Here is a 22,182-nt window from a genome sequence, read left to right on the forward strand (position 1 = left end):
TAAATTGGGGGCAAAATGGGGGGCAAACAAGCAATGAGCTTCAAGTATTGGTTCAAAAAGCCTTGCTGCAACAAGGTTTTATCGAACTTATCCAATACTGCCCTCCATCTCGAATTTGATGAGACGATTCATCTCAACTGCGTACTCCATCGGAAGCTCCTTGGTGAACGGCTCGATGAAGCCCATAACGATCATCTGGGTCGCTTCGGCTTCCGACAGACCGCGGCTCATCAGATAGAAGAGCTGCTCCTCGGATACCTTGGAGACGGTCGCTTCATGCTCCAGCGTAATGTTATCGTTCATGATCTCGTTGTATGGAATCGTGTCCGAGGTGGACTGGTTATCCATAATGAGCGTGTCGCACTTGATGTTCGACTTCGCGCCTTCCGCCTGACGGCCGAAGGAAGCGAGACCGCGGTAAGTCACCTTGCCGCCGTGCTTGCTGATCGACTTGGAGATAATGGTCGAAGTTGTATCCGGCGCCAGATGAATCATCTTGGCTCCGGCATCCTGGTGCTGGCCTTTGCCTGCAACCGCGATGGACAGAACAGAGCCCTTCGCGCCGCGTCCCTTCAGGATAACGGCTGGATACTTCATTGTCAGCTTGGAACCGATGTTGCCGTCGACCCATTCCATCGTCGCGTTCTCTTCAGCGACCGCGCGCTTCGTTACCAGGTTGTAGATGTTCGGCGCCCAGTTCTGGATCGTCGTATAGCGGACGCGGGCGTTCTTCTTGCATATAATTTCAACAACGGCACTGTGCAGCGAGTTCGTGCTGTAGATCGGAGCGGTACAGCCTTCGACATAGTGTACGAAGCTGTCTTCGTCTGCGATAATCAGCGTTCTCTCGAACTGGCCCATGTTCTCGGAGTTGATGCGGAAGTACGCCTGCAGCGGCACTTCACATTTCACGCCCTTCGGAACATAGATGAAGCTTCCGCCCGACCAGACGGCGCTGTTCAGCGCGGCGAACTTGTTGTCGGTCGGAGGAATAACCGTGCCGAAATACTCCTTGAAGATTTCAGGATGCTCGCGGAGAGCCGTGTCGGTATCCGTAAAGATAACGCCCTGCTCTTCCAGATCCTTCTGCATGCTGTGATAGACAACCTCGGATTCATACTGGGCGGATACGCCGGCGAGGAACTTCTGCTCCGCCTCCGGAATACCCAGCTTGTCGAAGGTCTCCTTGATTTCGGAAGGCACTTCCTCCCATGTCTTGCCCTGTTTCTCAGAAGGTCTTACATAATATTGAATGTCATTGAAATCCAGTTCGTCGAGGTCTCCACCCCAGCGCGGCAGCGGCATCTTGCCGAACTGCTCCAGGGATTTCAGCCGGAAATCCAGCATCCATTGCGGCTCATCCTTGATCGTTGAAATTTCTTTGACAATTTCCGGCGTCAGGCCTTTACCCGTTTGGAATACCGCCTTGTGCTCGTCCCGGAATCCATATTTGTACTCTTCAATCTCAGGCGCTTTCTTGGCCATGGGGTACGCCTCCTTCAGTTCGTTTAGTGATGATGCCGTTCTTCCTCGTCGATGCCTTTGCGCAGCGCATTCCAGGCCAGTGTCGCGCATTTGATGCGGGCCGGGAATTTATTAACGCCGGAAAGAGCTTCGATATCCTCGTAATCGTCGAACGTCACGTCCTCGCCTTTCATCAGAGAAGAGAAGCGTCCGGCCATATCGAGAGCCTGCTCCACTGTCTTACCTTTAACCGCCTCGGTCATCATTGAAGCGGAAGACATGCTGATCGAGCAGCCTTCCCCGACATACCGGGCTTCCTTGACAATCCCGTCCTCGACCTTCAACTGAAGCGTGATGCGGTCGCCGCAGGTGGGATTGTTAAGCTCCACCTTCATGGCGTCATCCGCAAACAGGCCGCGGTTCCGGGGATTCTTATAATGATCCATAATGACGCGTCTGTACAAATCATCCAATTGCATCGGCGAAATACTCCTTTGTGCGGATTAGTGCCGAAGCCAGTCGGTCAATATCTTCTTCGTTGTTGTATAAATACAGGCTGGCCCGTGCCGTAGAGCTGACTTCCAGCCAGCGCATCAGCGGCTGGCAGCAGTGATGACCCGCGCGAATCGCGATTCCTTCCGCGTCGAGCACTGTCGCTACATCATGGGGATGAACATCCCCCAGGTTGAAGGTAACAAGTCCCACCTCGCGGCCCCGAGGACCGTAGATCGAAATGCCGTTGATTTCGGAGAGACGCTGCTCGGCGTACTTCGCGAGCTTCATCTCATGCTGGTGAATCTCATCGAGGCCAACTTCCAGCAGGAAGTCGATTGCCGCTCCAAGACCCACAGCACCGGCGATGATCGGTGTGCCGCCCTCGAACTTCCAGGGCAGCTCCTTCCAGGTGGATTCATACAGCCCCACATCGTCGATCATTTCGCCGCCGAATTCGACCGGCTCCATCGCCTCCAGCAGCGCCCGCTTGCCGTACAGGGCGCCGATGCCGGTAGGTCCGCACATTTTGTGGCCGGACAAGGCGTAGAAGTCGCAGTCCAGATCCTGGACATCGACCTTCATATGCGGCGTGCTCTGCGCGCCGTCGACCACCATGATAGCTCCGTGCCGATGGGCGATCGCCGCCAGCTCCTTGACCGGGCTCGTAACGCCCATGACGTTCGAGACATAAGCTACGGAGACAATCTTGGTGTTATCCGTGATTGTCTTCTCGGCGTCTTCCAGAAGGATGCTTCCATCCTTCTGGAGCGGAATATACTTCAGCGTAGCTCCCGTCTTCTTCGCGAGCTGCTGCCAGGGAATCAGATTGCTATGATGCTCCATCTGGGTGATCACAATTTCGTCGCCCTCTCCGACATTCGCCGGTCCATAGGAGGAAGCGACCAGATTAAGGGCCGTCGTCGTTCCGCGTGTGAACACGATCTCCTTCGTGCTGCGCGCATTGATGAATCGGGCAAGCTTCTCCCTCGCTCCTTCATAAGCGTCGGTCGCACGGCTTCCAAGCGTGTGCACGCCGCGGTGCACATTGGAATTGTCATGCTCGTAGTAGGACTTGATCGCTTCGATAACCTGGCGCGGCTTCTGCGAGGTCGCTGCGCTGTCCAGATATACAAGAGGATGACCGTTGACGTTCTGATTCAGAATTGGAAATTGCTCACGGATGGCGCTGTTCATTGTCCTAACTTCCTTTCCACGAGAGACTGAAGCTGTTCGCGAAGTCCCTCCAGTGGAATTTGCGATACAACCGGCGCCAGGAAGCCATAGATGACCAGCTTCTCCGCTTCGCCCCGCGAAATGCCGCGGGACATCAGATAGTAGATCTGCTCCTGATTGACCTGACCAACGGATGCCGCATGACCTGCGGAGACATCGTCCTCGTCGATCAGCAGAATCGGATTGGCGTCGCCTCTGGCCTTGGGACTCAGCATGAGCACCTTCTCGGTCTGCTGGCCGTCGGCGCGGGTAGCACCTTTCTCAATCTTCGTGATGCCGTTGATGATGGAGGTTGCACTCTCACGCATCACGGCGCGGGTGATCATATCACTCGGCGTACTTTTTCCGAAATGCTGGGCTTGGGTCGTATAATTCAATTTCTGGGAGCCCGAACCTACCGCGATTACCTTGGCGTCCGAGGTGGAGCCGTTGCCCTTCATCACCGATTTGGTGTCGCTGGCGGTATCGCCGTCGTTCATCTCCCCTATGATCCACTCGATCGATCCATCGTTCTCCAGAACGGCACGGCGGTAAGTAATATCCGTCATGTCCGCGCCGAATTGGTGTACGCTGGCGAAGCGGACCTTGGCGCCCGCAAGGGCGAATACTTCAACGGCTCCGTTATGGAGTCCGGCTTCGCTCTTGGACGATACATAGTTATCGACATAAGTGACCGAGCTGTTCGTGTCAGCCACGATCAGGATATGCGGAGCGAATGTCGCTTCGGCGTCGTCGCTCAGGAAGATCGCCTGCAGCGGCGTATCGATGACTACATTTTTGGGAATATAGAGGAATACGCCTCCGTTCCACAGCGCCGCATGCAGCGCCGCTACCGAATGCTCATCCGGCTTGATTGCGGTGTGCAGGTAGCTCCGGACCAAATCCCCGTGCTCGCGGACGGCGGTCTGCAGATCCGTGAAGATTACGCCCTGCGAGGCCAGCTCGGGAGCCAGGCTCGTATACACCGCGCCGGAGTTGCGCTGAATGATCAGGCTGCCTCCTTCAGCGCCCGTAAGCGCATCGATCGAGGAGGGAACATCGCTCAGCGCGGAGATCGCCGCGCTTTCTTTATAAGTACCATACTGTTGAATGTTCCACCGTTCAATCTTCATCTTCTCAAGCTTCGGCAGCTCCAGCTGCCCGGCAAGCTCAAGCGCCTTCAGGCGGCTTTCCTTCAGCCATTCCGGCTCTCCGCTGCTCAGCGACAGCTCGCTTAAACGGCCGGCATCCACCGGAAGAATGGTTTGCGTCGTCATAAATGGTCTCCTCCTTCCTGCCGTTTGTTAAGCTTCCTGTCCTACGGTCTCATCTTCGATTCCAAGCTCTTCCTTGACCCATTCGTAACCTTCGGCTTCCAGACGCTCCGCGAGCTCCGGACCGCCGGACTTCACGATTCGGCCCTGCATCATAACATGGACAAAATCAGGCTTGATATAGTTGAGCAGACGCTGGTAGTGAGTAATGACAAGGAATCCGCGGTCTTCGCTGCGCAAAGCGTTAACGCCTTGGGCCACGATCTTCAGCGCGTCGATGTCAAGTCCGGAGTCGATCTCGTCCAGAATGACGATCTTCGGTTCCAGCATCATCATCTGCAGAATTTCATTGCGTTTCTTCTCGCCGCCGGAGAAGCCTTCATTCAGGTAACGGTGCATGAACTGCGGGTCCATCTCCAGGTCCTTCATCTTGCCTTCCATCAGACGGATGAATTTGATCAGCGATATTTCGCTGCCTTCCTCGCGGCGGGCGTTGATTGCGCTGCGCAGGAAGTCGGAATTCGTGACGCCGGCGATTTCGCTCGGGTACTGCATGGCCAGGAACAATCCCGCGCGGGCGCGTTCGTCAACAGCCATTTCCAGCAGGTCTTCGCCTTCAAGAGTTACCGTTCCTTCCGTTACTTCGTATTTCGGGTGTCCCATGAGCGAGGAAGCCAGCGTACTCTTGCCTGTGCCGTTCGGTCCCATGATGGCATGAACCTCGCCGCCCTTCATTTGAAGATTCAATCCTTTCAGAATCTCTTTCCCTTCAATCGTCGCCTTCAAACCCTCAATGACAAATTCTGCCGCCATAAGTATTCCCTCCATTGATCGATTTGCGAAATCAGAAGTTTGTATGCAACAGGTTTCCCTGATCCCAGCATTATGTTTGTATTGCTTATCAAATTAAAATAATTATAATTTGATTCTCACTGATTATCAATGATTTTCACTCATTTTATTATAACAAACCTTCACTTTCAAACTGAATTTTCATTTTCAAGGGTTTTCAGGACGGTTATTGGGGGCTTTGTCAAATTATTGCCCAAAATGGACAGAATTTCATTCCTGCGTTCGGTATAAGCCTGCTCGCTTAGGACCGGAGTCATTTTTATCGCCGGTGGAGGCGGATCGAGGGCAATCCAGGAGCGGCAGCCGCTATATTCGGGAAGCATCGGGATTACGGCTGGCACTTCCAGCAGATACACGCGGAGCAGCAGCACATGCAGCGGCTGCTTGGCCTTCCACTTCAGCCTCTCCTCAGCCAGCTGATCACTCCATACATGAAAAGGCGACAGAAGCTCCAGTTGTTCGAAGTCATAGATCTCCAGATCGTCGGTTGCCTCGGCACATGCCTTCAGCACAACTGCACCGGACTCGCTGTCGTAATCCGAGAAGGAGCGCTCGACATAAGGTTTGTACTCCTCCTTCATCAGCTCAATCCGCTGATGTTCGTAGGTCGGGAACAGATAGAAGAACCGGCTCTTCAGCTCAAACCGCCTCGTCTCTTCAGCAATCCCGCCCTTGCGGAGCACAAGGATCTGATCCCCTCCGCACAGCGCATCGACAGCCGACGCCCATTCTTTCAGGGCTACAGGGCTCTGATTCACGGCAATCTCCCTCCTTAGTGCAGCGGATTTCCAAGCTGTTTGTTATTGTCTATTATAGCGGCATTCGCAGCATTTCGACAGACCGATGTAAAAAAGCCTGCCGCAGACCTCCGCCAAATGGCTGGCATTCCACCAATTTAGAGCTGATGGCTATACCTTTCCTTCCCTGGCGGCGGCATATTCATCCTTTTTTTCACCTGACTTCAAACACAAAGAGAGACACCTTCATAAGGTGCCCCCTTTATTAAACGATGACCTTCATCAGCGGAGAAGCTTCACCGAAGGAACGTCCTCACTCCGATAATGAGCCGCCGGTCGCGGTCCGGTCAGGATCATCATCCGAGGAATGAGCGGAGCATCCAGCTCTGCTTCTCCAGATCGGAACGGATTTTGATGAACAAATCGCCCGTAGGCTGATCTCCGGCTTCTTCGGCCAGCTCAATTCCTTCCGCAAGCTCTTCGGCGACCGTCGTGAAGTCCTCGATCAGGGTCTGAACCATGGCACGGGTATCTTCCTTGCCTGTCGCTTCCTCAATGCTCGCAATTTCAAGGTATTCCTTCATCGTAGCCGCGGGAGTTCCCTTGATGCTCAGCAGACGCTCGGCAACCTCGTCCATTTTAAGGGTAACATCATCATACAGTTCCTCGAATTTCACATGCAGAGAGAAGAACTGCTCGCCCTTCACGTACCAATGGTAGTTGTGTATTTTGACATAAAGGACGTTCAGGTTGGCTACCTGCCGGTTCAAAGCCTGCTCGATCGAAGTGCTGCTTGCCTTGTTCGTTGCTTTTGCCATGGTAAATCCCTTCCTTATTCGAAAAAGTAGCCGGCCTTGCTAGTCTTACCCGGCCCTGCGGCTGTCTACTGTCCCTTTAACCGTCTCCAAGATTGTCGAAACAGCAATCGCGCTTATCCATCATATTGTCAAAAAAAGATAAAGCAGCGATAGTAGCATGCTCGCCCTTTCCGTCGATTATTCGGCTTCCCGTTCTTTCGTAAATATGTAAATGTTGAAAAAGACCGCCTTCCAGAAAGGAAGACGGCCTTGATCGGCGGCTGCATCCGGATTATGCTACAGCATCTTCAGCAGGGCGTCCGCACCCGACATGCCCGGCACGATTCCCATTCGCTCGGCCTGCACGGTAACGGATTCGAGCGGTGCTGCGAGAAGCTGCTCAAGCGTCCGCACTCCCACGGCACGGCCGGCTATAATGCCTCTGTCCGCGAGGCGTTCGTTCAGCAGTCCGACATCCAGTGCCCCGCACATAATGTAGCCTTTGTCGGTGCTGATGGTCAGCAGCGTCGTCTTGGGGAGCTTCACCTCAACACCGACCAGCTTGTGCCCCCCCACCTCAACCGGCTCCAAAGTCACCATACTTAAGGCGCCTCCTTCCCTTCACTAAATCTTCTGTATGTGTATGTTCGCCCGCCTGTATTCGTGTAGACGATAGTCCCGGATTTTTGGGCAAAACCAGGAGACTATGGGCCTATTTCTTTCTCATCCGGGTATATAAATATTTCATATTTAGTGTTATAGTTTATTTACTAAGTACCATTTCTATTGTAAATGCTGGGGGAATTATGGACGATAAAAAACTTCAAAGCAAAGACGGTCACTACTTGTTTAACGTCGACATCCTGATTAGTGCCAACACCGACCCGCTTGCTTTGCAATATCTGCTTGAACTGATGAACGGGAGCAAGGTTGTGACCGACTTCAAGATCAATTCAGAGCTTCCCCTGGGCAAGACGATCGACGGACTGTTAAAAGCGAGAATCGCCAAGTCACGCTTGGAAAACGCTACCAAAGAAGGGAAAAACGCCGGTGCCGACAAGCCCGAGGCTCCGCAGCCTGCAGCCCCCGCAACCGGGGGGACGAGCAGACCGGCACGGCCGAAGCAGCAGATGTCCCTGCCGGAGGACGCATTTGGACAGATTCGGACCTTTATCCAGGAGAACCGGCTTGTCCGGCTGAGAGCGAACCGCCAAGGCAAGCAGGTGTCCCTGCCCTGCCGCATCCTTAACTTCGACGAGACAGCTGGAACCCTGAACGTCTATCATGTGGATGAGAAGCAGGTATACATGTTCAATCTCAACGAAATCGATGAATTCACGTAAGACAGATGAGGGTGCTTCCATAGCCGCCAAGCGGCCGGAAGCACCCTCATCTGTCTAATGGCCACCGCCCGCCTGACAATAGGCTGTTGCAGCGGCATATTGGTCAGCTTTTTCTGCGGGAAAATGCCTCTATGGCGAACAGCAGCCAGCCGACGATAAAGCATACGCCCCCGATCGGAGTAATGGCGCCGAGTACCTTGATGCCCGATATGCTGAGTGCATACAGACTGCCCGAGAACAGCACGATTCCCGCGATCAGCAGACCGCCCGTCCAGCGCAGTCTCCGGCTCTCTCCCCAGTGGCCTGCGGCCAGACCCACGATCAGCACACCGAGGGCATGCATCATATGATACTGAACCCCTGTCTCGAAGACCGCCATAGAGCTTTCGCTGAGCGTCGATTTCAAGATATGAGCCCCAAAGGCGCCAATGGCAACCGACAGCATCGCCAGCAGCGCTCCCCAGGCTGTAAACATGCGTTGCACAGCAGACATCTCCTCACTTGCTTGGTCTGGAATCATGACCATCTTATCACAATCGGTCAAACGTTGGAAAATCAGGTCATAATATGCGTATTACGCTTGCATGAATGGGGTCATTTGTGAAAAACTGTATGTAGCGTTTACGCATAATCGACCTTACATCAGGTCATGAAGGAGTGAACAACCTTTTGAACGAACAGGATCTCACTAAGAACGAGTATCCGGGGACGGAGACACCGTCCGGAGCTTCGCCTGCATTTTCACCTTATCCTTCCCCTTATCCGGGGGACCGGTCACTGCTCAAGCATTCGGGACCCGGTATCGCCTCATTTGTCATCGCAATGGTTGCGCTGGCCGGTTACATTATCGCTTTTGCCGTCGCCGGAAGCATGATGGGACCTTTGATTGATGAAACAGACGGGCTCAGCTCGGGCTCGGGAGGCGCCTTCCTCCTGCTCGGCTTCTCCATGCTTGGACTTGGCGCGCTTAATGTGATCGGCGTCATCGTCGGAATCATCGGCCTGGTGCTTCGCCAAAGGCGCAAAGTATTCGGAATCATCGGTACTATCATCAACTCTTTGGTCATCGTAGCTTTCGTCCTGTTGATCGCGCTTGCGCTTGCGGCGGCAGGCAGTCTTAGCTAAGCTGGACCGGCCTCAAGTCAAAAATGCCCCTTTCTCTCTTCTCCTGGCATCGTCAGGGCAAGTGGAGGAAGGGGCATTTGATGATCGGGGTCGCCGTTAGTTCATCGGTTGCGCCGATTATTTTGCTTTGGCCAGCTTGGTCAGCACATGCTGCTTGAGTGTCGCGTCTCCCGGAACCGCTCTATCCACGTATTCAAAGACGATCTTGTCTTCTTCATTCAGTGTATCGGGGACATTCTCCAGACCTTCGCCAAGTTCAAACGCAACCGGTCCGTCCTTGGTCTCGATCTCGATCGAATGGCTGTCGATTTGTCCGTTATATACACCGGTGCCGCTAATGGGGGCAGACTCGGCGGGCGCGCTCTGGCCCGGAGCGGCGGACGGTTCGGCACTTGGAGCCGCCGCACTGGCTGATGGAACGACGCTCGGAGACACGGCAGCCGATGCCTCTGGGGATGTGGATGTCGTTGCCTCTGGAGCCAGGGCTGCGGTTGCGGACGGTGAAGCTTCAGCCGAAGCAGCGGGAGAAATAGTGGCGGAAGGGGCTTCAGCGGCTTTGTCGCCTCCGCAGGCCGACAGGGCCAGCGTTAATACGGCGAGAGCGGCGGCCGATAGCGATCGATGTCGTTTCATAGAGTTTGAACCTCCTACTTTCGTTTCGCGCTGTTTCGCGTCTATCTCTTAAACGCAGCTAGGGCAGGCGGGGTTGCATTTTTTTATCCTTGCAGCAGCCAATCCAGTCCTATTCATCATCGAAAAAGAAAGAGACCGAACTTGCAGCATACTTGCCATCCTGCTTGACATACCGGACCTCGGCTTCTCCGACGAAATCGGAAATCCCATAGGAGCCCGCCAGAAGCGCAATCAGTGCGCCATCCCGGATTTCGTACCGGATAACCGAGCCGAAGCTCAACTCTTTGCTCTGAGACGAGTCCGATCCTGCAGTTCCACTGCGGTCCAGAGTCTGGTCCATAGCCGATCCGTCTGCGGTTACCCGGATATGAAGCTTCTCCCCGCTGCGTTCAACGGACGACTGAATTCGGCTGCGGACAGCCTGCAGTGCATCTTCCACCGGAATCTCGCGGTAGGTAAGACTGTCCACCACATGAATTTCTTCCAGATATACACCGGTTCCGCTCCCTGCGTTCAGGACGACAATTGCCTCCCGGCGTCCGTCATCGTCGATATCCTGGTCTTCGAGACGGGGCGGCGACTCTACATTGGAGGGATTCACCCAGCCCGGATAGGATTTCAGCTTTTCCTTCCATTCCAGGGTAATGCCTTTGTACTCCCCGTCCCGCTCCGCCATCGGAAACAGGCGCGTCCTTGTTCCCGGCACGGAAGCGATTGCGTTTCTCTTCTGGATGACCTGCACCTGGTTATCTTCCCGGTCCCAGTAACAATCCGCCCCGGCCATCTCGGCAATAAACCTTAGGGGCAGCATAATCTCCCCATTTGAGACAGAGATGGCAGCGCCTATCGGGTACCGCATGTCCATATCCTCCGCATAATCGGCGCCTGGCTTGAAATCAAACACTCCGCCTCGATCCACCCAAAGTCTTGCCAGCGACTCTTCGTCGATCCAATGCACGGAAATCCCCTTCAGATTGGAGAGCAGGGAAATCGGAACGAACGTGATTCCGCTGCGGATATAGGAAGCCTGTCCGGATTGAACCGGCTGGCCATTCCATACGATCGATACAGTCTTCCGCTTACTCTCGGGGCCTGGCTTATGTTCTGGCTTCAGTATATCGGTCTTCTGTTCATCTGTCCCCGGTTGAACGGTTGCGGCGTTCTGTGCGGCGGATACTCCAGGCGGGTGTAAGGCTGTCAGTACAGCAACGGAAGCCAGCAGCGACAGCACGGCAGCTTGAAACTTCATGAGGGCGGACTCCTTCGCTATCTCTTTTTCTCTATTATAGACGCAACCGTCGGCCCAATAGTTACCACGCGTTTACAATCCGGACTAAAATCCGACTCATCTCCCGGTTATGCTTCTTCATAGGCGATGATCCCGTTCACCACCGTCATTTTCGTGCGGACCGACAGCAGCTCGCCTTGATTTCGGGTGATATCCCGGTCAATAACGGTAAAATCCGCGAAGTATCCGGTCTCAATCGCACCACGTTCCCGCTCTTCACCCGCAGCCGCCGCGCTGCCGCGGGTGAACAGGTGAATCGCGGTATCCACGCTGAGCTTCTCCTCCGGCAAATAACCCTCATGCTTCTCTCCGGGTCTGCTGCGGGTGACCGCCGCATGCATACCCAGAAAAGGATCGAGCGGCTCGATCGGGGCGTCGCTTCCGCCTGCGCAAACAACCCCGGAAGCAATCAGCTTCTTCCAGGCATACAGATATTCCGTCCGATCCGGTCCCACACGGTCCAGCACCCAGGGGAAGTCGCTGGCTACGAACCGGGGCTGAATATCGGCGATCAGCCTCAAGCCGCGCATCCGCTTCACCAGCGCCTCATTCAGCACCTGGGCGTGAATCAGCCGGTCGGGAAGCCGTGAATCGTATGGCAGAGGCACACTCTCCATTGCGCCAAGCGTCAAGCCGGCCGCGCCGTCCCCGATCGCATGAACCGCAACCGGGTACGAGAGGCGCCGCGCCTCCGCCACGAGCTCAGCCAGCCGCTCCCGGCTGTGGAGCGCCATTCCCGATGTATGCGGCGCATCATGGTAAGGCGCAGCCAGCAGCGCGGTCCGGCCGCCAATTGCTCCATCGGAGAAGAGCTTGACCGCGCCGATGCGCAGCCAGTCGTCTCCGCTCCCGGGACGGAGACCCAACCCTTCCGCTTCCGGAAGATAATCATGGAAGAGCAGCTGATGCGTGCGGAAGCACAAGCCTTCTTCACGCAGCTCCTTATGGATGCGCAGCATCGTATCGACGCTCCCGAGCAGCCGGAGATCCTCCGTATGCCCCGCCGTCAGCCCGAGAGACAGAGCATGCCGGCAGGCCCGGCGCATGGCGTCCTTCAGCTCCGTATAATCGGGAGCCGGCGTTACAGCGTTAAACGGTCCGCAGGCGTCTTCATAGACCCAGCCGTTAAGCCGGCCGTCCTCCCCCCGGCCGTAGGCGCCGGAGACGGGGTCGGGGGTAGACTCCGCAACGCCCGCCAGCCGGAACGCTGCGCTGTTGCCCAGGAAGGCGTGGAAGCAGGTGCGGGTCAGAAAGACCGGATGGCGATCCGTTACGGCATCAAGCTCAAGCCTCGTCGGCGCAATTGGCGGATCGAACTGGTTCTCATTCCAATTGAGCCCGAGAATCCATTCCCCCTCCGGTAAGGTACAGGCCCGTTCGGCGACCATTGCCAGCATTTCCTCCTTGGAAGCTGCACCCGTGAAATCCAGCATCCCCAGCTTCATGCCCTGCATGCCAAGATGCAGATGCGAATCGGCAAGACCAGGCAGGACGAACCCGCCGTCCCAATCGATCTTCCGGTAATCCTTTCCCGCAAGCTGAAGCATAAGCTCGTCCCTGCGGCCTATCGCCGCTATTTTGCCGTTCTCCACATATACGGAATCCGCATCCTTCGGTCCGGCTGTATACAGCCTTCCGTTAATGAACAATGTGCCTGACATTGCCGCAAATCTCCTCTCTTCTCACGTCAGGCTGTGAAGCCTGTCCGCCGTTCGTCCATCAAGCATATCGCAAAGCAGTGCAGTTAGGAAGTTAAGCGGCCAAAGTCCAGCCTGCCGGATTCCATAAGGTTCGGGCGCACATATCCCTCGTACACGCGAATATACTTTAGTTACAACTGCCGGCAGCAGCCGGGAATTTGTATTCGTACAACGGATGCGCCTCTATCCGGACGAACAGAAGGCGCATTTTTCGTTCCATATCTTAGGAGGTGATCATCTTTGCCGCACTCGCCGGAGTCTTTTTCGTTCGTCGTGTCGAAGGAGGACTGGTCCCTGCACCGCAAAGGACACCAGGATCAGGAGCGCCACCAGCAGAAGGTCAGGGAAGCGATCAAGAGCAATCTGCCCGATCTGGTGACGGAAGAGAATATCATCATGTCGGACGGCAAGCAGATTGTGAAAGTGCCGATCCGCAGTCTTGACGAATACCGGATTATCTACAATTTCCGCAAGCAGAAGCATGTCGGCCAGGGCGACGGAGACAGCCAGATCGGCGATGTACTGGGCAGGGAGCCCTCGCAGAGCAGCGGTCCCGGCAAGGGAGACAAGGCTGGCGATCAGCCGGGTCAGGATCTCGTGGAGGCCGAGGTCGATATCGAGGATTTGGAGGATATCCTGTTTCACGATTTCGAGCTGCCGCATCTGAAGCCGAAGTCGAAGGAAGAGATTGAGGTCCGCTCCATCGTCTTCAACGACATCCGCAAGAAAGGCATGATGTCGAATATCGACAAGAAGCGCACGCTGCTTGAGAATCTGCGCCGCAACGGCCGGAACGGCAATCCCGGCATTCACGGCATCTCTCCCGACGACCTGCGCTACAAAACCTGGGATGAGACGCGCACTCCTCATTCCAACGCCGTCATCATTGCGATGATGGACACCTCGGGCAGTATGGGAACCTTTGAAAAATACTGTGCCCGCAGCTTCTTCTTCTGGATGACCCGCTTTCTGCGCCGCCAGTACGAGAAGGTGGAGATTGTCTTCATCGCCCATCACACGGAGGCCAAGGAGGTCAGTGAGCATGACTTCTTCACCCGGGGCGAGAGCGGGGGCACCATCTGCTCCTCGGCCTATCAGAAAGCGCTGGACATTATCGATTCGCGATTCCCGCCGTCCAAATACAATATCTACCCCTTTCACTTCTCGGACGGCGACAACCTGAGCTCGGACAACGAACGCTGCGTCAAGCTGATCGGCGAGCTGCTGAACCGGAGTAACATATTCGGTTACGGCGAAGTCAATCAGTACAACCGGAGCAGCACGCTGATGTCGGCTTACAAGCATATCAAGAACCCGCAGTTCATGTACCATGTCATCAAGGACAAGAAGGAAGTGTATCAGGCGCTCCGAACGTTCTTCAGTAAAAAAGAAGCCGTGGCGAAGTAGCCCGCAAGCCGCCGGGAGGGCGGCTGGGTTCGGTTTCGTGTCTCTGGTTCGCATTCGGCCTCGTGGCTCTGGTTCGCATTCGGTCTCGTGGCTCTGGTCAGCATTCGGTTTCGTTGGCTCTTGTTCACATTCGGATTCGAGCTTGAGTCTTCATCTTAAAGATCTGCACTTGCAGCCAAAAAAAGGCTGTTCCCGGCATCCTACTCGGATATCCGGAAACAGCCTCTTCTCTTCTCAACCGCAATCCCCCGGTTTAGTGCAGCCGGGCGATTATCATCATTATTTCAGCAGACGGAACAGCACCGCTGCCGCCTCTGCTCTCGTGGAATAGGCCTTCGGGGCAAGCTGGCTTGCCGAGCGGCCGTTCAGAAGACCGGCGCTCAGACTCTGATTGAACGCCTCAACCGCCCAGCCGCTGATGCCGGCCCGGTCCGAGAACGCCCCGGTCAGATCATTGGCTGTGGAAGGCGTCTTGCCTGTCAGGTTCAGCGCGCGGATGAGCATTACCGCCATCTCCTCGCGGGTAATCCCGTCATTAGGCTTGAACTGCTTGTCTCCCCCGCCTTGAATCAGTCCCGCTTCATAAGCGGCCGCAACAGTTTCGGCGTACCAGCTTCCCGCCTTGACGTCCGTGAATGGAGTGAACTCGTTCTGCGTTGCCTCAAGTCCGAGACCCCGGACAAGCAGTGCCGCGAATTCGGCCCGGGTGACTCTGCCGCTCGGATCGAACTGCGTCAGCGTCTTGCCCTGCACAATATGCTTGGCGGCCAGGTTCCGGATTTCGGTGTAGCCCCAGAACGCAGGCGTTACATCAGTGAATGATTTATCATAAGTCAGCGCGGCGTACGTGCTGAAATGATAGACCTGAGCGGTTACAGTACCGGCATCTGCGGCTGTGCCGCCGGCATATTCAACCGTCCCGGTATCGGAAATATGGTAAATGCCCGCGAGCGCGGCATCCGCCTTAGCGTCAACCGGGAGGCTCAGCGCAACCGGCCGGCTGAACCGGGTGAGCTTCTTCGCTGTGCCGTCCGGCAGAACGGCGAACAGCTCGAGGTCATAGGCGCCGCTGGCCGCAGCCAGCGCGGCGCCGGATTGTGCGCCCGCCCGCACAAGGACGGGTGCAAGCGAATCTGCGGCCACTGGCGTCAGCCGCAGCAAGAGATGCGCGCCGCTCCGGCTATCCGCCGGAACGAGCGCCTGCAGCTCGGCCAGCGTAGCGGCCGGCAGCGCAAGAGACAGATCCTGCGAATGCAGCCGCAGGGTCTTGTCTCCCAGGAGAGCGGCCGCGTTCACTGGCAGCTGTACCTGCTTCGCGCGGGCGACCGTTCCGATCTCGACCGTGATGACGCCGCCCGTGCCTGCACTGCTCAGAGCCGGCTCGTCGACAATCACGATATCGGAAGCCGGGCTTGCGGAAGGCGAAGCCGAGGACGGTGTCGCTGCTCCGGTATCCGGCGTTGGAGTTGGCTCCGGAGTTGGAGTCGGCGTCGGTGTCGGAGTAGGGCTCGGACTTGGACTTGGCGAAGGACTAGCCGATGGCTCAGGCGCCAGTGTCTTCAGCGCCAGAATTACCGTGCCGCCATCATCCCGGGACGGCAGGCTCACATTCACCCGTCCCTGTGCATCAACGGTGTAGTCCACACCATTATACTTATCGGCCAGAACGGTGCCGGCCGGATACGATACGGTGAACTCCGCCGTCTTGGCTTCCGTCGCCGTATTCAGACCGACGTAGACGGTGCCGCCGTCCTCTCCGTCATAGCTTCTGGCGTACACCAGATAGCCGTCTCCATCCCCGCCCGCAATCTTGGCGTGGGTCCCCTTGGCGAAGATTTTGGAATAGTCGGAACGGATATTCAGCAGCTTCTTGTAGTGGTCGTGCAGGGTCTGCTCCGCGGACACCTTGTCCCATGCCATGTCGTAACGGTTGAGATTGCCTGCCGACTTGCCGGACTGGCCAAGCTCTTCACCGTAATACACGACTGGCTGACCCTTCACCGTCATCTGCAGAGCCGCTGCTACCTTCAGCTTGCCTTCGTCTCCTCCGGCCCGTTCGGACAGGAAGCCGTCCTCGTCATGGCTGCTGAGGAACTGGCCCATCGTAGCGGTATTGTCCATCGCCGCATTGCGATGCTCCAGATAAGCCTCGGTCTCGTCGATCTTGCCATTGATGAGATCCGCTGCCGATGACTTGAACTGGAAGTCAAGCAGGGAGTCCATTTCGCCGGAACGCAGCTTGCCGCCGTCTGCATCAATGCTGGCACCGTAGTATTCCCCGATCATTTTGAATGCTGGATTGATAGACGTTAATTCGTTCTTGAAAGCTTTCCAGGTCGTATCGTCCACATGCTTGACGGTATCCACCCGGAAATAGTCGATCATATCGCCGCGATCGGTCTTGGCGCGCTCCAGCCAACCGGCCTGCCAGTCGATCAGCTTGGCGCGAACTTCCGGGTTCTCCGTAATGAAATCGGGCAGTCCGGACAGCTCGCCCTTAATGGCATCGGTTCCCGAATCTACGGCGTCCGTACGGAACATGCCTGCGAAGCGGTCTTTGTCCGCCTGCGTCACGCCCGGATTGTTGTCACTCTCCTTCAGTCCGTAACCGGCATGGTTCAGCACAACGTCCACCATAATCTTCATGCCTTTGTCATGGGCAGTATTGATGAGCGTCTTGAAATCATCCATATTGCCCAGATGCTCATCCAGGGCTTCGAAATTTTTAGCCCAGTAACCGTGATAGCCATAGGATTCGCCGGTCGTGGAGTTATTGAAATCGATATTGTCCACGATCGGTGTGATCCAGATCGTATTGATGCCGAGATCCTTAATATAATCCAGCTTCTCGGTGAGGCCTTTGAAGTCGCCGCCGTGATAGGCATCGACTGCATTTTTATCCACATTGTAGTTGTTGGAGGCATCACCGTCATAGAAGCGGTCGGTCAGCAAGAAGTAAATCCGCGCCTCATCCCAGTCGAAGTCAAGCGGTCCTCCGGCCGACTGCCGGGGCTTCACATTCAGGTTCACAATTCCCGTATGCTTGTTGCCGTATTGGTCGACTGCCGTCACTGTCAGAGCTTTGTCACCCGCAGTCGTCGTATCCGTAACAGCCAGTGTTGCCTGCTGCAATTCCGGGTCGATCTCTTCCTTGGCCGGTCCGCCGACCGGCGTCAGATCGATATACAGATCCTTAATTCGGACGCTGTCATCACCACTGTAGGTTACGGTCAGCACCGTATTCTCATTTGCGGAAACAGAAGCCGGAGCGAGTGTACCCTGAACCGAAATCTGGGGATTACGGTATTCGAACGAGGAGACGCCGTCCACCGTATTTTCCGGATCGGTTACTTCCACAGTCTGATCTCCCTTGGTAATCAGGAACGAGTACGTGTATGTCCCTTCCTCCAGAGCCGGAAGCCGGTAGCTGAAATATTCATCCAGACTGTTATAGGTCATCGGGTAAATAGCCGTCTGTCCGTTAATCGTCACTTTAACTTTGGCGTCCGTAATATCGCCCATTTGCCCGGCATTGAACAGATCCCGGTCGCGGTAAAAGAACGTCACGCCGCCGTCTTCCAGCACCGGCCCGTGCAGCGCAGGTATGATATGCAGTTCCTTCTGTCCCTGATAAACCGTTACCTTGGTGACTGTCTGATCCAGCGGTGTATCGATATAACGGTCGAAGTTGACGTCCACCGTATTGTCCGGAGCGTTCCAGTCATGATACTTCACCTTGAAGCCGATGCTCGTCGCATTGGTGCCGATCTTGATTTTTGCCACGGCATAATTGTCCGTAATCTCATCAAACTCTTTGAGCCCGTCCTTCGCTCCGGTATTCCAGAGCCAGAGATCCCAGCCGTTGTAATCATTGTTCGTACGCACATAATGCAGCTCGATATAGCGTTGAACCGGAGCATTGGCTTTGGCAGCCAGCGCTTCTTCCCGGTTGTAGTAGACCGCGTTCTTATCCTGCACCATCCAGATATCTGCGGCAGTTCCCTCCGAAATGGAAATCGCATGGGTCAGATCCTGGCTTACCCAATCCCCGAAATGAGGGATGGCTTTGATTGAACTGTATGGTAGCTTCACAGTAAGCGTTGCGAAGCCGTCGCTGTCGGTCTGGGTGAACGGATAACGGACGCCGCCCGGTCCCCCGTCAGCCCAAATCCAGCTGCTCCAGTTCGTATAATCCTGGTCATACCGGTAGTAGTGCAGGTTATACGTATACATCTTGTCCTGGATGTGAATAACCTTCTCAGTCGAATAACCCCCGCTTGACGCTATAACCGTGACGGTGTCGCCAGAGCCGATAGCATAATCGGAACTTACGCTAAGCGTGCTGTCCTGAAGGGTAATTCCCGGGCGGACATCCTTCAAACTCCATACCGGTGATACAGGTACGGATGAACCGTCCGTGCCATCGACCATAACAGCCGTAAGCGCCAAGCTGTCACCCTTCGCAATGTCTTCACCCGAGGTAACCTTCACGCCCGGTACATAGACAACGGAGTTGCCGCCCGATTCATTCGGGTTCAGCGGATCGGTGATTGCGCCATTCCAGCTTCCCAGAGTCGGAATGAACTTGTAAGGATAAGTTCCAGGTTCCAGATTCAACTTCACCGAAAAAGCGCCCGTATCCGGGTCCTTCGGCATCGCAATCGCGTTCACCTCGCTCCATCCGTTCATGCTGCCGACCAGATAGAGGGTTGAGCCAGTGTGAGAGATGTTGTTGAAAATGACAGAACCGTCCTGTCCAACGACGGGGCTTGCAATCGTGCCGTTCAGCACGGTCAGACTTTTGGATACGGACAGCCCTTCAAAGAATGCGCTTACGATAATGTTTGTACCTGGCGGGATCGAGGAGGGAACCGTTACCAAACCTCCTGTCACCGTAACGCCGGCACCGGATGCAGCCGAATCTACCGACCAGTCGGCCTGAGCGTTCAGGTCAAGCGGCGATCCGTCGCCCAGTGTACGCTGTGCATTAACCTGAAGCTGTCCACCAGGGGCTACCGTAGCAGCGGCCGATTTCAGCGTCATGGCGGAGACGACGGAGTTCTCTCCCGCGTGCGGTGTTTGATTCAGCGGATCGGCGTAGGCCCCATCCCATGCCGCATCCGGCATGAATTTGTATTGGACCTGACCGCCTCCCGCCTGAAGCTGTGCGGTAGTGAATATATAATAGAAGACATTTTTCGGGGTTCCATTGTCCACAACCGGATCGCCTGCACTCATTTGAACGAAATGATTGCCATCCCAGTTGTTGAAATCCCCATTGATATACTGCTGGCTCACCGAGGCGTCTGTAACCGCATACACAGCTGCTGTTACTGTTCCTCCATTCAGTGCGTATACCGGACTTGCGACTGCTGTCACATCGGCTGGCACCGGTTCGGCCTTCGCCTGCCTTACGGCAGGGAAGGTTCCGGCAACCAGAGCGACAGTCAGCAGCGAGGCCAGTATTTTGGACCATCTGCTTCTCATCTGTTCGCGTTTCTCCTCTCAGAATGGGTTTATATCATGAAAAAGGCCGTTTAAGCCTTGTTCATCTTGCGATGCTGCGGTCTTCATTCACTGCCGCCGGTCTCGGTCTGACCGGAAGAATTCGCAGAGACAGGCTCATCTGCCGTCGGCTCCGTTTCTCCGTTCGACTGCGGACCCTGAAAGAGAATCAGCGACTCCTTCAGGCCGTCGGACAATCCCTTCAGCAGACCAGATAGCCGGACAAGCTCTTGGCTAACCGTCAACTGCTGCGACGACATGGAAGCGACCTCTTCCGTTGCCGCGCTTGTCTCCTCTACCACAGAGGCCACGCTGTTCACGGATGCATCCAGTTCCCGCTGGAACGACAGCAGCTCCGCAACCGCATCGGAGGACTGCCCCAGCTGCTCGGTGAACCGCTCCATCTCGTTCTTGACGCCGGCAAAAGCTGCGGACGATTCATGCACATACGCGATCTGCTCCTGAAAGACCGGCGCCGACTCGCCCACGATCCGCACCATCCCTTCAATTTCAGCCGCAACCTCGTCGGTAATATCCGAAACTGAGGAAATGGAGCGGTTGGAGCGCTCGGCCAACTGGCGGATTTCATCAGCAATCACTATGAAGCCCCTTCCGGCCGAGCCGGCTCGCACAGCCTCAATGGAAGCGTTGAGCGCCAGAATATTCGTCTGCTTGTTGATCTCGACCATCGGCGCCAGGATGCCGGCAATCAGTTTCATGCACTCCCGCAGATTGTCGGTATGCTTCTGGATCGATTCCATTTGACTGAGCGCGGTGCCGCTCTTCGCCACCAGGGTTTCCATCAGCCCCGCTCCCTGTTCACTGACCCCGATTACCTTCTGCGCGGAATCGTTCATGACGCTATTGATCGCGGACACATCATGAATCTTGTCGCCCATTGTCGCGACATTCCGGTTGCTCTTATCCATCTCTTCCGCCATATCGGCTGTACCGCCGGCGATCTGCTCGGAAGCACCCGCCACCTCCTGCGCATGCACCGATATTTGGGCCGAAGCCTCAACCAGAAGTTCCGAGGTCGTCAGCACTTCATTGGCGGAAGAACCGCTCTTCCGGACAATTAAAGAGATCTGCTCCATCATATGATTGAAGCTCTGTCCTAGCCGGGCGATCTCGTCACGCCCTCTAAAGGCAGTTCGTACCTGAAGATTGCCCCGCTCTCCTTCCTCCATGAGCTTGGCCAGATTGCCCAGCGGCTTGCCGATCATACGGACCAGCACCATCCCTAGCAGACCGGCAATCAATGCGGCGGCAAGCAGGGCAGACAGGGTGATATAGAGCAGCTTGTCCGCCGATTTGGTGAAATCACTGACAGGGGCATAGCCAAGCATCGTCCATGGTGCCGTAGCCAGCGGATGATACACAGCCAATTGGGTAATCCCGTCTTCATCTTCCGCGCTGAATGATTGCTCATCCGTCTTTTTGCTGTCTTCCACCGTATGTATGTAGGATTTTTGTCCAAGCAGCGCTATGTCTTTGGCATATACAATTTGACCGTCCTTTGTCAGAAGACGGATTTCGCCGGATTGTCCAATTCGAAGGCTGGATAAAATATTGGTTAGCGCTGCACCTTTGATTTCAATCAGCATGTAATACTCCAACTCGGGATGCTGGATATTTCGGAGCAGTCTGCCCATGGTAAGGGATGGCTCGGCGGCAACGTTGAAGAAGCCTTTGGCTCTTACAGGGAACCATACCGGGTTACCCTTGGCGTCTTCGATTTCCTTAAGGTCCTTCTGAATCTGCTCATCGCTTCGGATGCTGATGAGACCGGCGGATTTATAGGATTCCGCGTCCACAAGACTTTTGGCGACAAGCCTTATGCCCAGCAGCCTGTCATCGGAGCCGACTACTCCGTCGAGTTTATGGCGGATACGATCCTCCGCCGCCACTTTTTTCACTGTACCGGCTGAAGCATCATGAATGGTGGCAATGTCCGATTTGACGACGGCATCGACGGCGAACTGTCTTGATATCGCTTCATACCCGGCAAACAGAAAATCCAGCTTGTCCGAAGCCTGCACGATCGATTGTGATGAAGCCGAAGCAACCTGATCCGTAATCGTCCGTTTGGAGATGGAATAAGAGGCAAGCCCGAGCCCCGAACAGAGGAGCAGAGTCGAGCAGAAGATAATGAGGAACAACTTGAGGCCGACCGATTTGAAACGCAAAGCTCCGAACTTTTTCATAGGTCTTTCCCCCAGACTTCAATTTCCTACGAAAGAAAAAGGTACAGCCCGGTCATATTCCTACCGCAGCTGTACCCGTGCAGGGCCTTAAGGTATCAGCAAGGAAGCAAAGGGAGCCTTATCCCAAAAGGGCTTGCCCCCTC

General features: G+C 55.5%; 17 protein-coding genes. 3 read left to right on the forward strand and 14 right to left on the reverse strand.

Annotated elements, in window-relative coordinates; translation table 11 throughout:
• Positions 1–87 precede the first annotated feature (87 nt).
• The 8 genes from sufB to KIH86_RS07090 form a co-directional block, all read right to left on the reverse strand.
• A complete protein-coding gene (gene sufB, locus KIH86_RS07055) occupies positions 88–1,485 on the reverse strand; it encodes a Fe-S cluster assembly protein SufB (RefSeq protein ID WP_223084905.1) in 1,398 nt (465 codons plus the stop codon).
• Between the two features lie 23 nt (positions 1,486–1,508).
• A complete protein-coding gene (gene sufU / locus KIH86_RS07060) occupies positions 1,509–1,943 on the reverse strand; it encodes a Fe-S cluster assembly sulfur transfer protein SufU (RefSeq protein WP_038694731.1) in 435 nt (144 codons plus the stop codon).
• Positions 1,930–3,153 carry a cysteine desulfurase gene (locus KIH86_RS07065; RefSeq protein ID WP_223084906.1) on the reverse strand — a complete coding sequence of 408 codons (1,224 nt, stop codon included), beginning with the start codon at positions 3,151–3,153 and terminating at the stop codon, positions 1,930–1,932. Before KIH86_RS07065 ends, sufU begins: the two co-directional genes overlap by 14 nt.
• Positions 3,150–4,448, reverse strand: coding sequence for a Fe-S cluster assembly protein SufD (sufD, locus tag KIH86_RS07070; protein ID WP_223084908.1), 1,299 nt, complete (start codon positions 4,446–4,448; stop codon positions 3,150–3,152). The genes KIH86_RS07065 and sufD overlap by 4 nt, the downstream gene beginning before the upstream one ends.
• A 27-nt stretch (positions 4,449–4,475) precedes the next feature.
• Positions 4,476–5,258 carry a Fe-S cluster assembly ATPase SufC gene (sufC, locus tag KIH86_RS07075; protein WP_038694728.1) on the reverse strand — a complete coding sequence of 261 codons (783 nt, stop codon included), beginning with the start codon at positions 5,256–5,258 and terminating at the stop codon, positions 4,476–4,478.
• Between the two features lie 167 nt (positions 5,259–5,425).
• Positions 5,426–6,055, reverse strand: coding sequence for a DUF1802 family protein (locus KIH86_RS07080; protein ID WP_223084910.1), 630 nt, complete (start codon positions 6,053–6,055; stop codon positions 5,426–5,428).
• 335 nt (positions 6,056–6,390) lie between these two features.
• Positions 6,391–6,852 (reverse strand): Dps family protein, encoded by a 462-nt coding sequence (locus KIH86_RS07085; protein WP_223084912.1) that lies wholly within the window; start codon positions 6,850–6,852, stop codon positions 6,391–6,393.
• A 276-nt stretch (positions 6,853–7,128) separates the two neighbouring features.
• The gene (locus KIH86_RS07090) at positions 7,129–7,431 is read right to left on the reverse strand and encodes a YunC family protein (RefSeq protein ID WP_223084914.1); all 303 of its coding nucleotides are present in this window, start codon (positions 7,429–7,431) and stop codon (positions 7,129–7,131) included.
• 206 nt (positions 7,432–7,637) lie between these two features.
• On the opposite strand from KIH86_RS07090, the gene KIH86_RS07095 reads away from it, so the two are divergent.
• The gene (locus KIH86_RS07095; RefSeq protein ID WP_223084916.1) at positions 7,638–8,174 is read left to right on the forward strand and encodes a hypothetical protein; all 537 of its coding nucleotides are present in this window, start codon (positions 7,638–7,640) and stop codon (positions 8,172–8,174) included.
• A 103-nt stretch (positions 8,175–8,277) separates the two neighbouring features.
• Here KIH86_RS07095 and KIH86_RS07100 read toward each other — a convergent pair whose 3' ends face one another.
• Positions 8,278–8,658, reverse strand: a complete 381-nt coding sequence (locus tag KIH86_RS07100; protein ID WP_223084918.1) for a DUF423 domain-containing protein — start codon at positions 8,656–8,658, stop codon at positions 8,278–8,280.
• A gap of 185 nt (positions 8,659–8,843) precedes the next feature.
• Here KIH86_RS07100 and KIH86_RS07105 point away from each other — a divergent pair, with 185 nt between their 5' ends.
• Entirely contained in the window at positions 8,844–9,299 is a 456-nt protein-coding gene (locus tag KIH86_RS07105; protein WP_223084920.1) for a hypothetical protein, read from the forward strand.
• Between the two features lie 117 nt (positions 9,300–9,416).
• On the opposite strand, the gene KIH86_RS07110 is transcribed toward KIH86_RS07105, so the two are convergent.
• From KIH86_RS07110 to KIH86_RS07120, 3 genes are all read right to left on the reverse strand, one after another.
• Positions 9,417–9,932 (reverse strand): hypothetical protein, encoded by a 516-nt coding sequence (locus tag KIH86_RS07110; protein WP_223084921.1) that lies wholly within the window; start codon positions 9,930–9,932, stop codon positions 9,417–9,419.
• Positions 9,933–10,041: 109 nt separating this feature from the next.
• On the reverse strand, positions 10,042–11,181 hold the full coding sequence (locus KIH86_RS07115; RefSeq protein WP_223084923.1) for a stalk domain-containing protein: 1,140 nt from the start codon (positions 11,179–11,181) through the stop codon (positions 10,042–10,044).
• 107 nt (positions 11,182–11,288) lie between these two features.
• The gene (locus KIH86_RS07120) at positions 11,289–12,881 is read right to left on the reverse strand and encodes an amidohydrolase (protein ID WP_223084924.1); all 1,593 of its coding nucleotides are present in this window, start codon (positions 12,879–12,881) and stop codon (positions 11,289–11,291) included.
• A gap of 279 nt (positions 12,882–13,160) precedes the next feature.
• Here KIH86_RS07120 and yhbH point away from each other — a divergent pair, with 279 nt between their 5' ends.
• Positions 13,161–14,327, forward strand: a complete 1,167-nt coding sequence (gene yhbH / locus KIH86_RS07125; protein WP_223084925.1) for a sporulation protein YhbH — start codon at positions 13,161–13,163, stop codon at positions 14,325–14,327.
• A 279-nt stretch (positions 14,328–14,606) separates the two neighbouring features.
• Here the strand turns inward: yhbH and KIH86_RS07130 are convergent, their stop codons facing one another.
• On the reverse strand, positions 14,607–19,814 hold the full coding sequence (locus tag KIH86_RS07130; protein WP_223084932.1) for an alpha-amylase family glycosyl hydrolase: 5,208 nt from the start codon (positions 19,812–19,814) through the stop codon (positions 14,607–14,609).
• An 83-nt stretch (positions 19,815–19,897) separates the two neighbouring features.
• Positions 19,898–22,039 carry a methyl-accepting chemotaxis protein gene (locus KIH86_RS07135; RefSeq protein ID WP_223084933.1) on the reverse strand — a complete coding sequence of 714 codons (2,142 nt, stop codon included), beginning with the start codon at positions 22,037–22,039 and terminating at the stop codon, positions 19,898–19,900.
• Between the last annotated feature and the right edge of the window lie 143 nt (positions 22,040–22,182).

The sequence above is a fragment of the Paenibacillus sinensis genome, from assembly GCF_019904155.1.
Classification (GTDB): domain Bacteria; phylum Bacillota; class Bacilli; order Paenibacillales; family Paenibacillaceae; genus Paenibacillus_AQ; species Paenibacillus_AQ sinensis.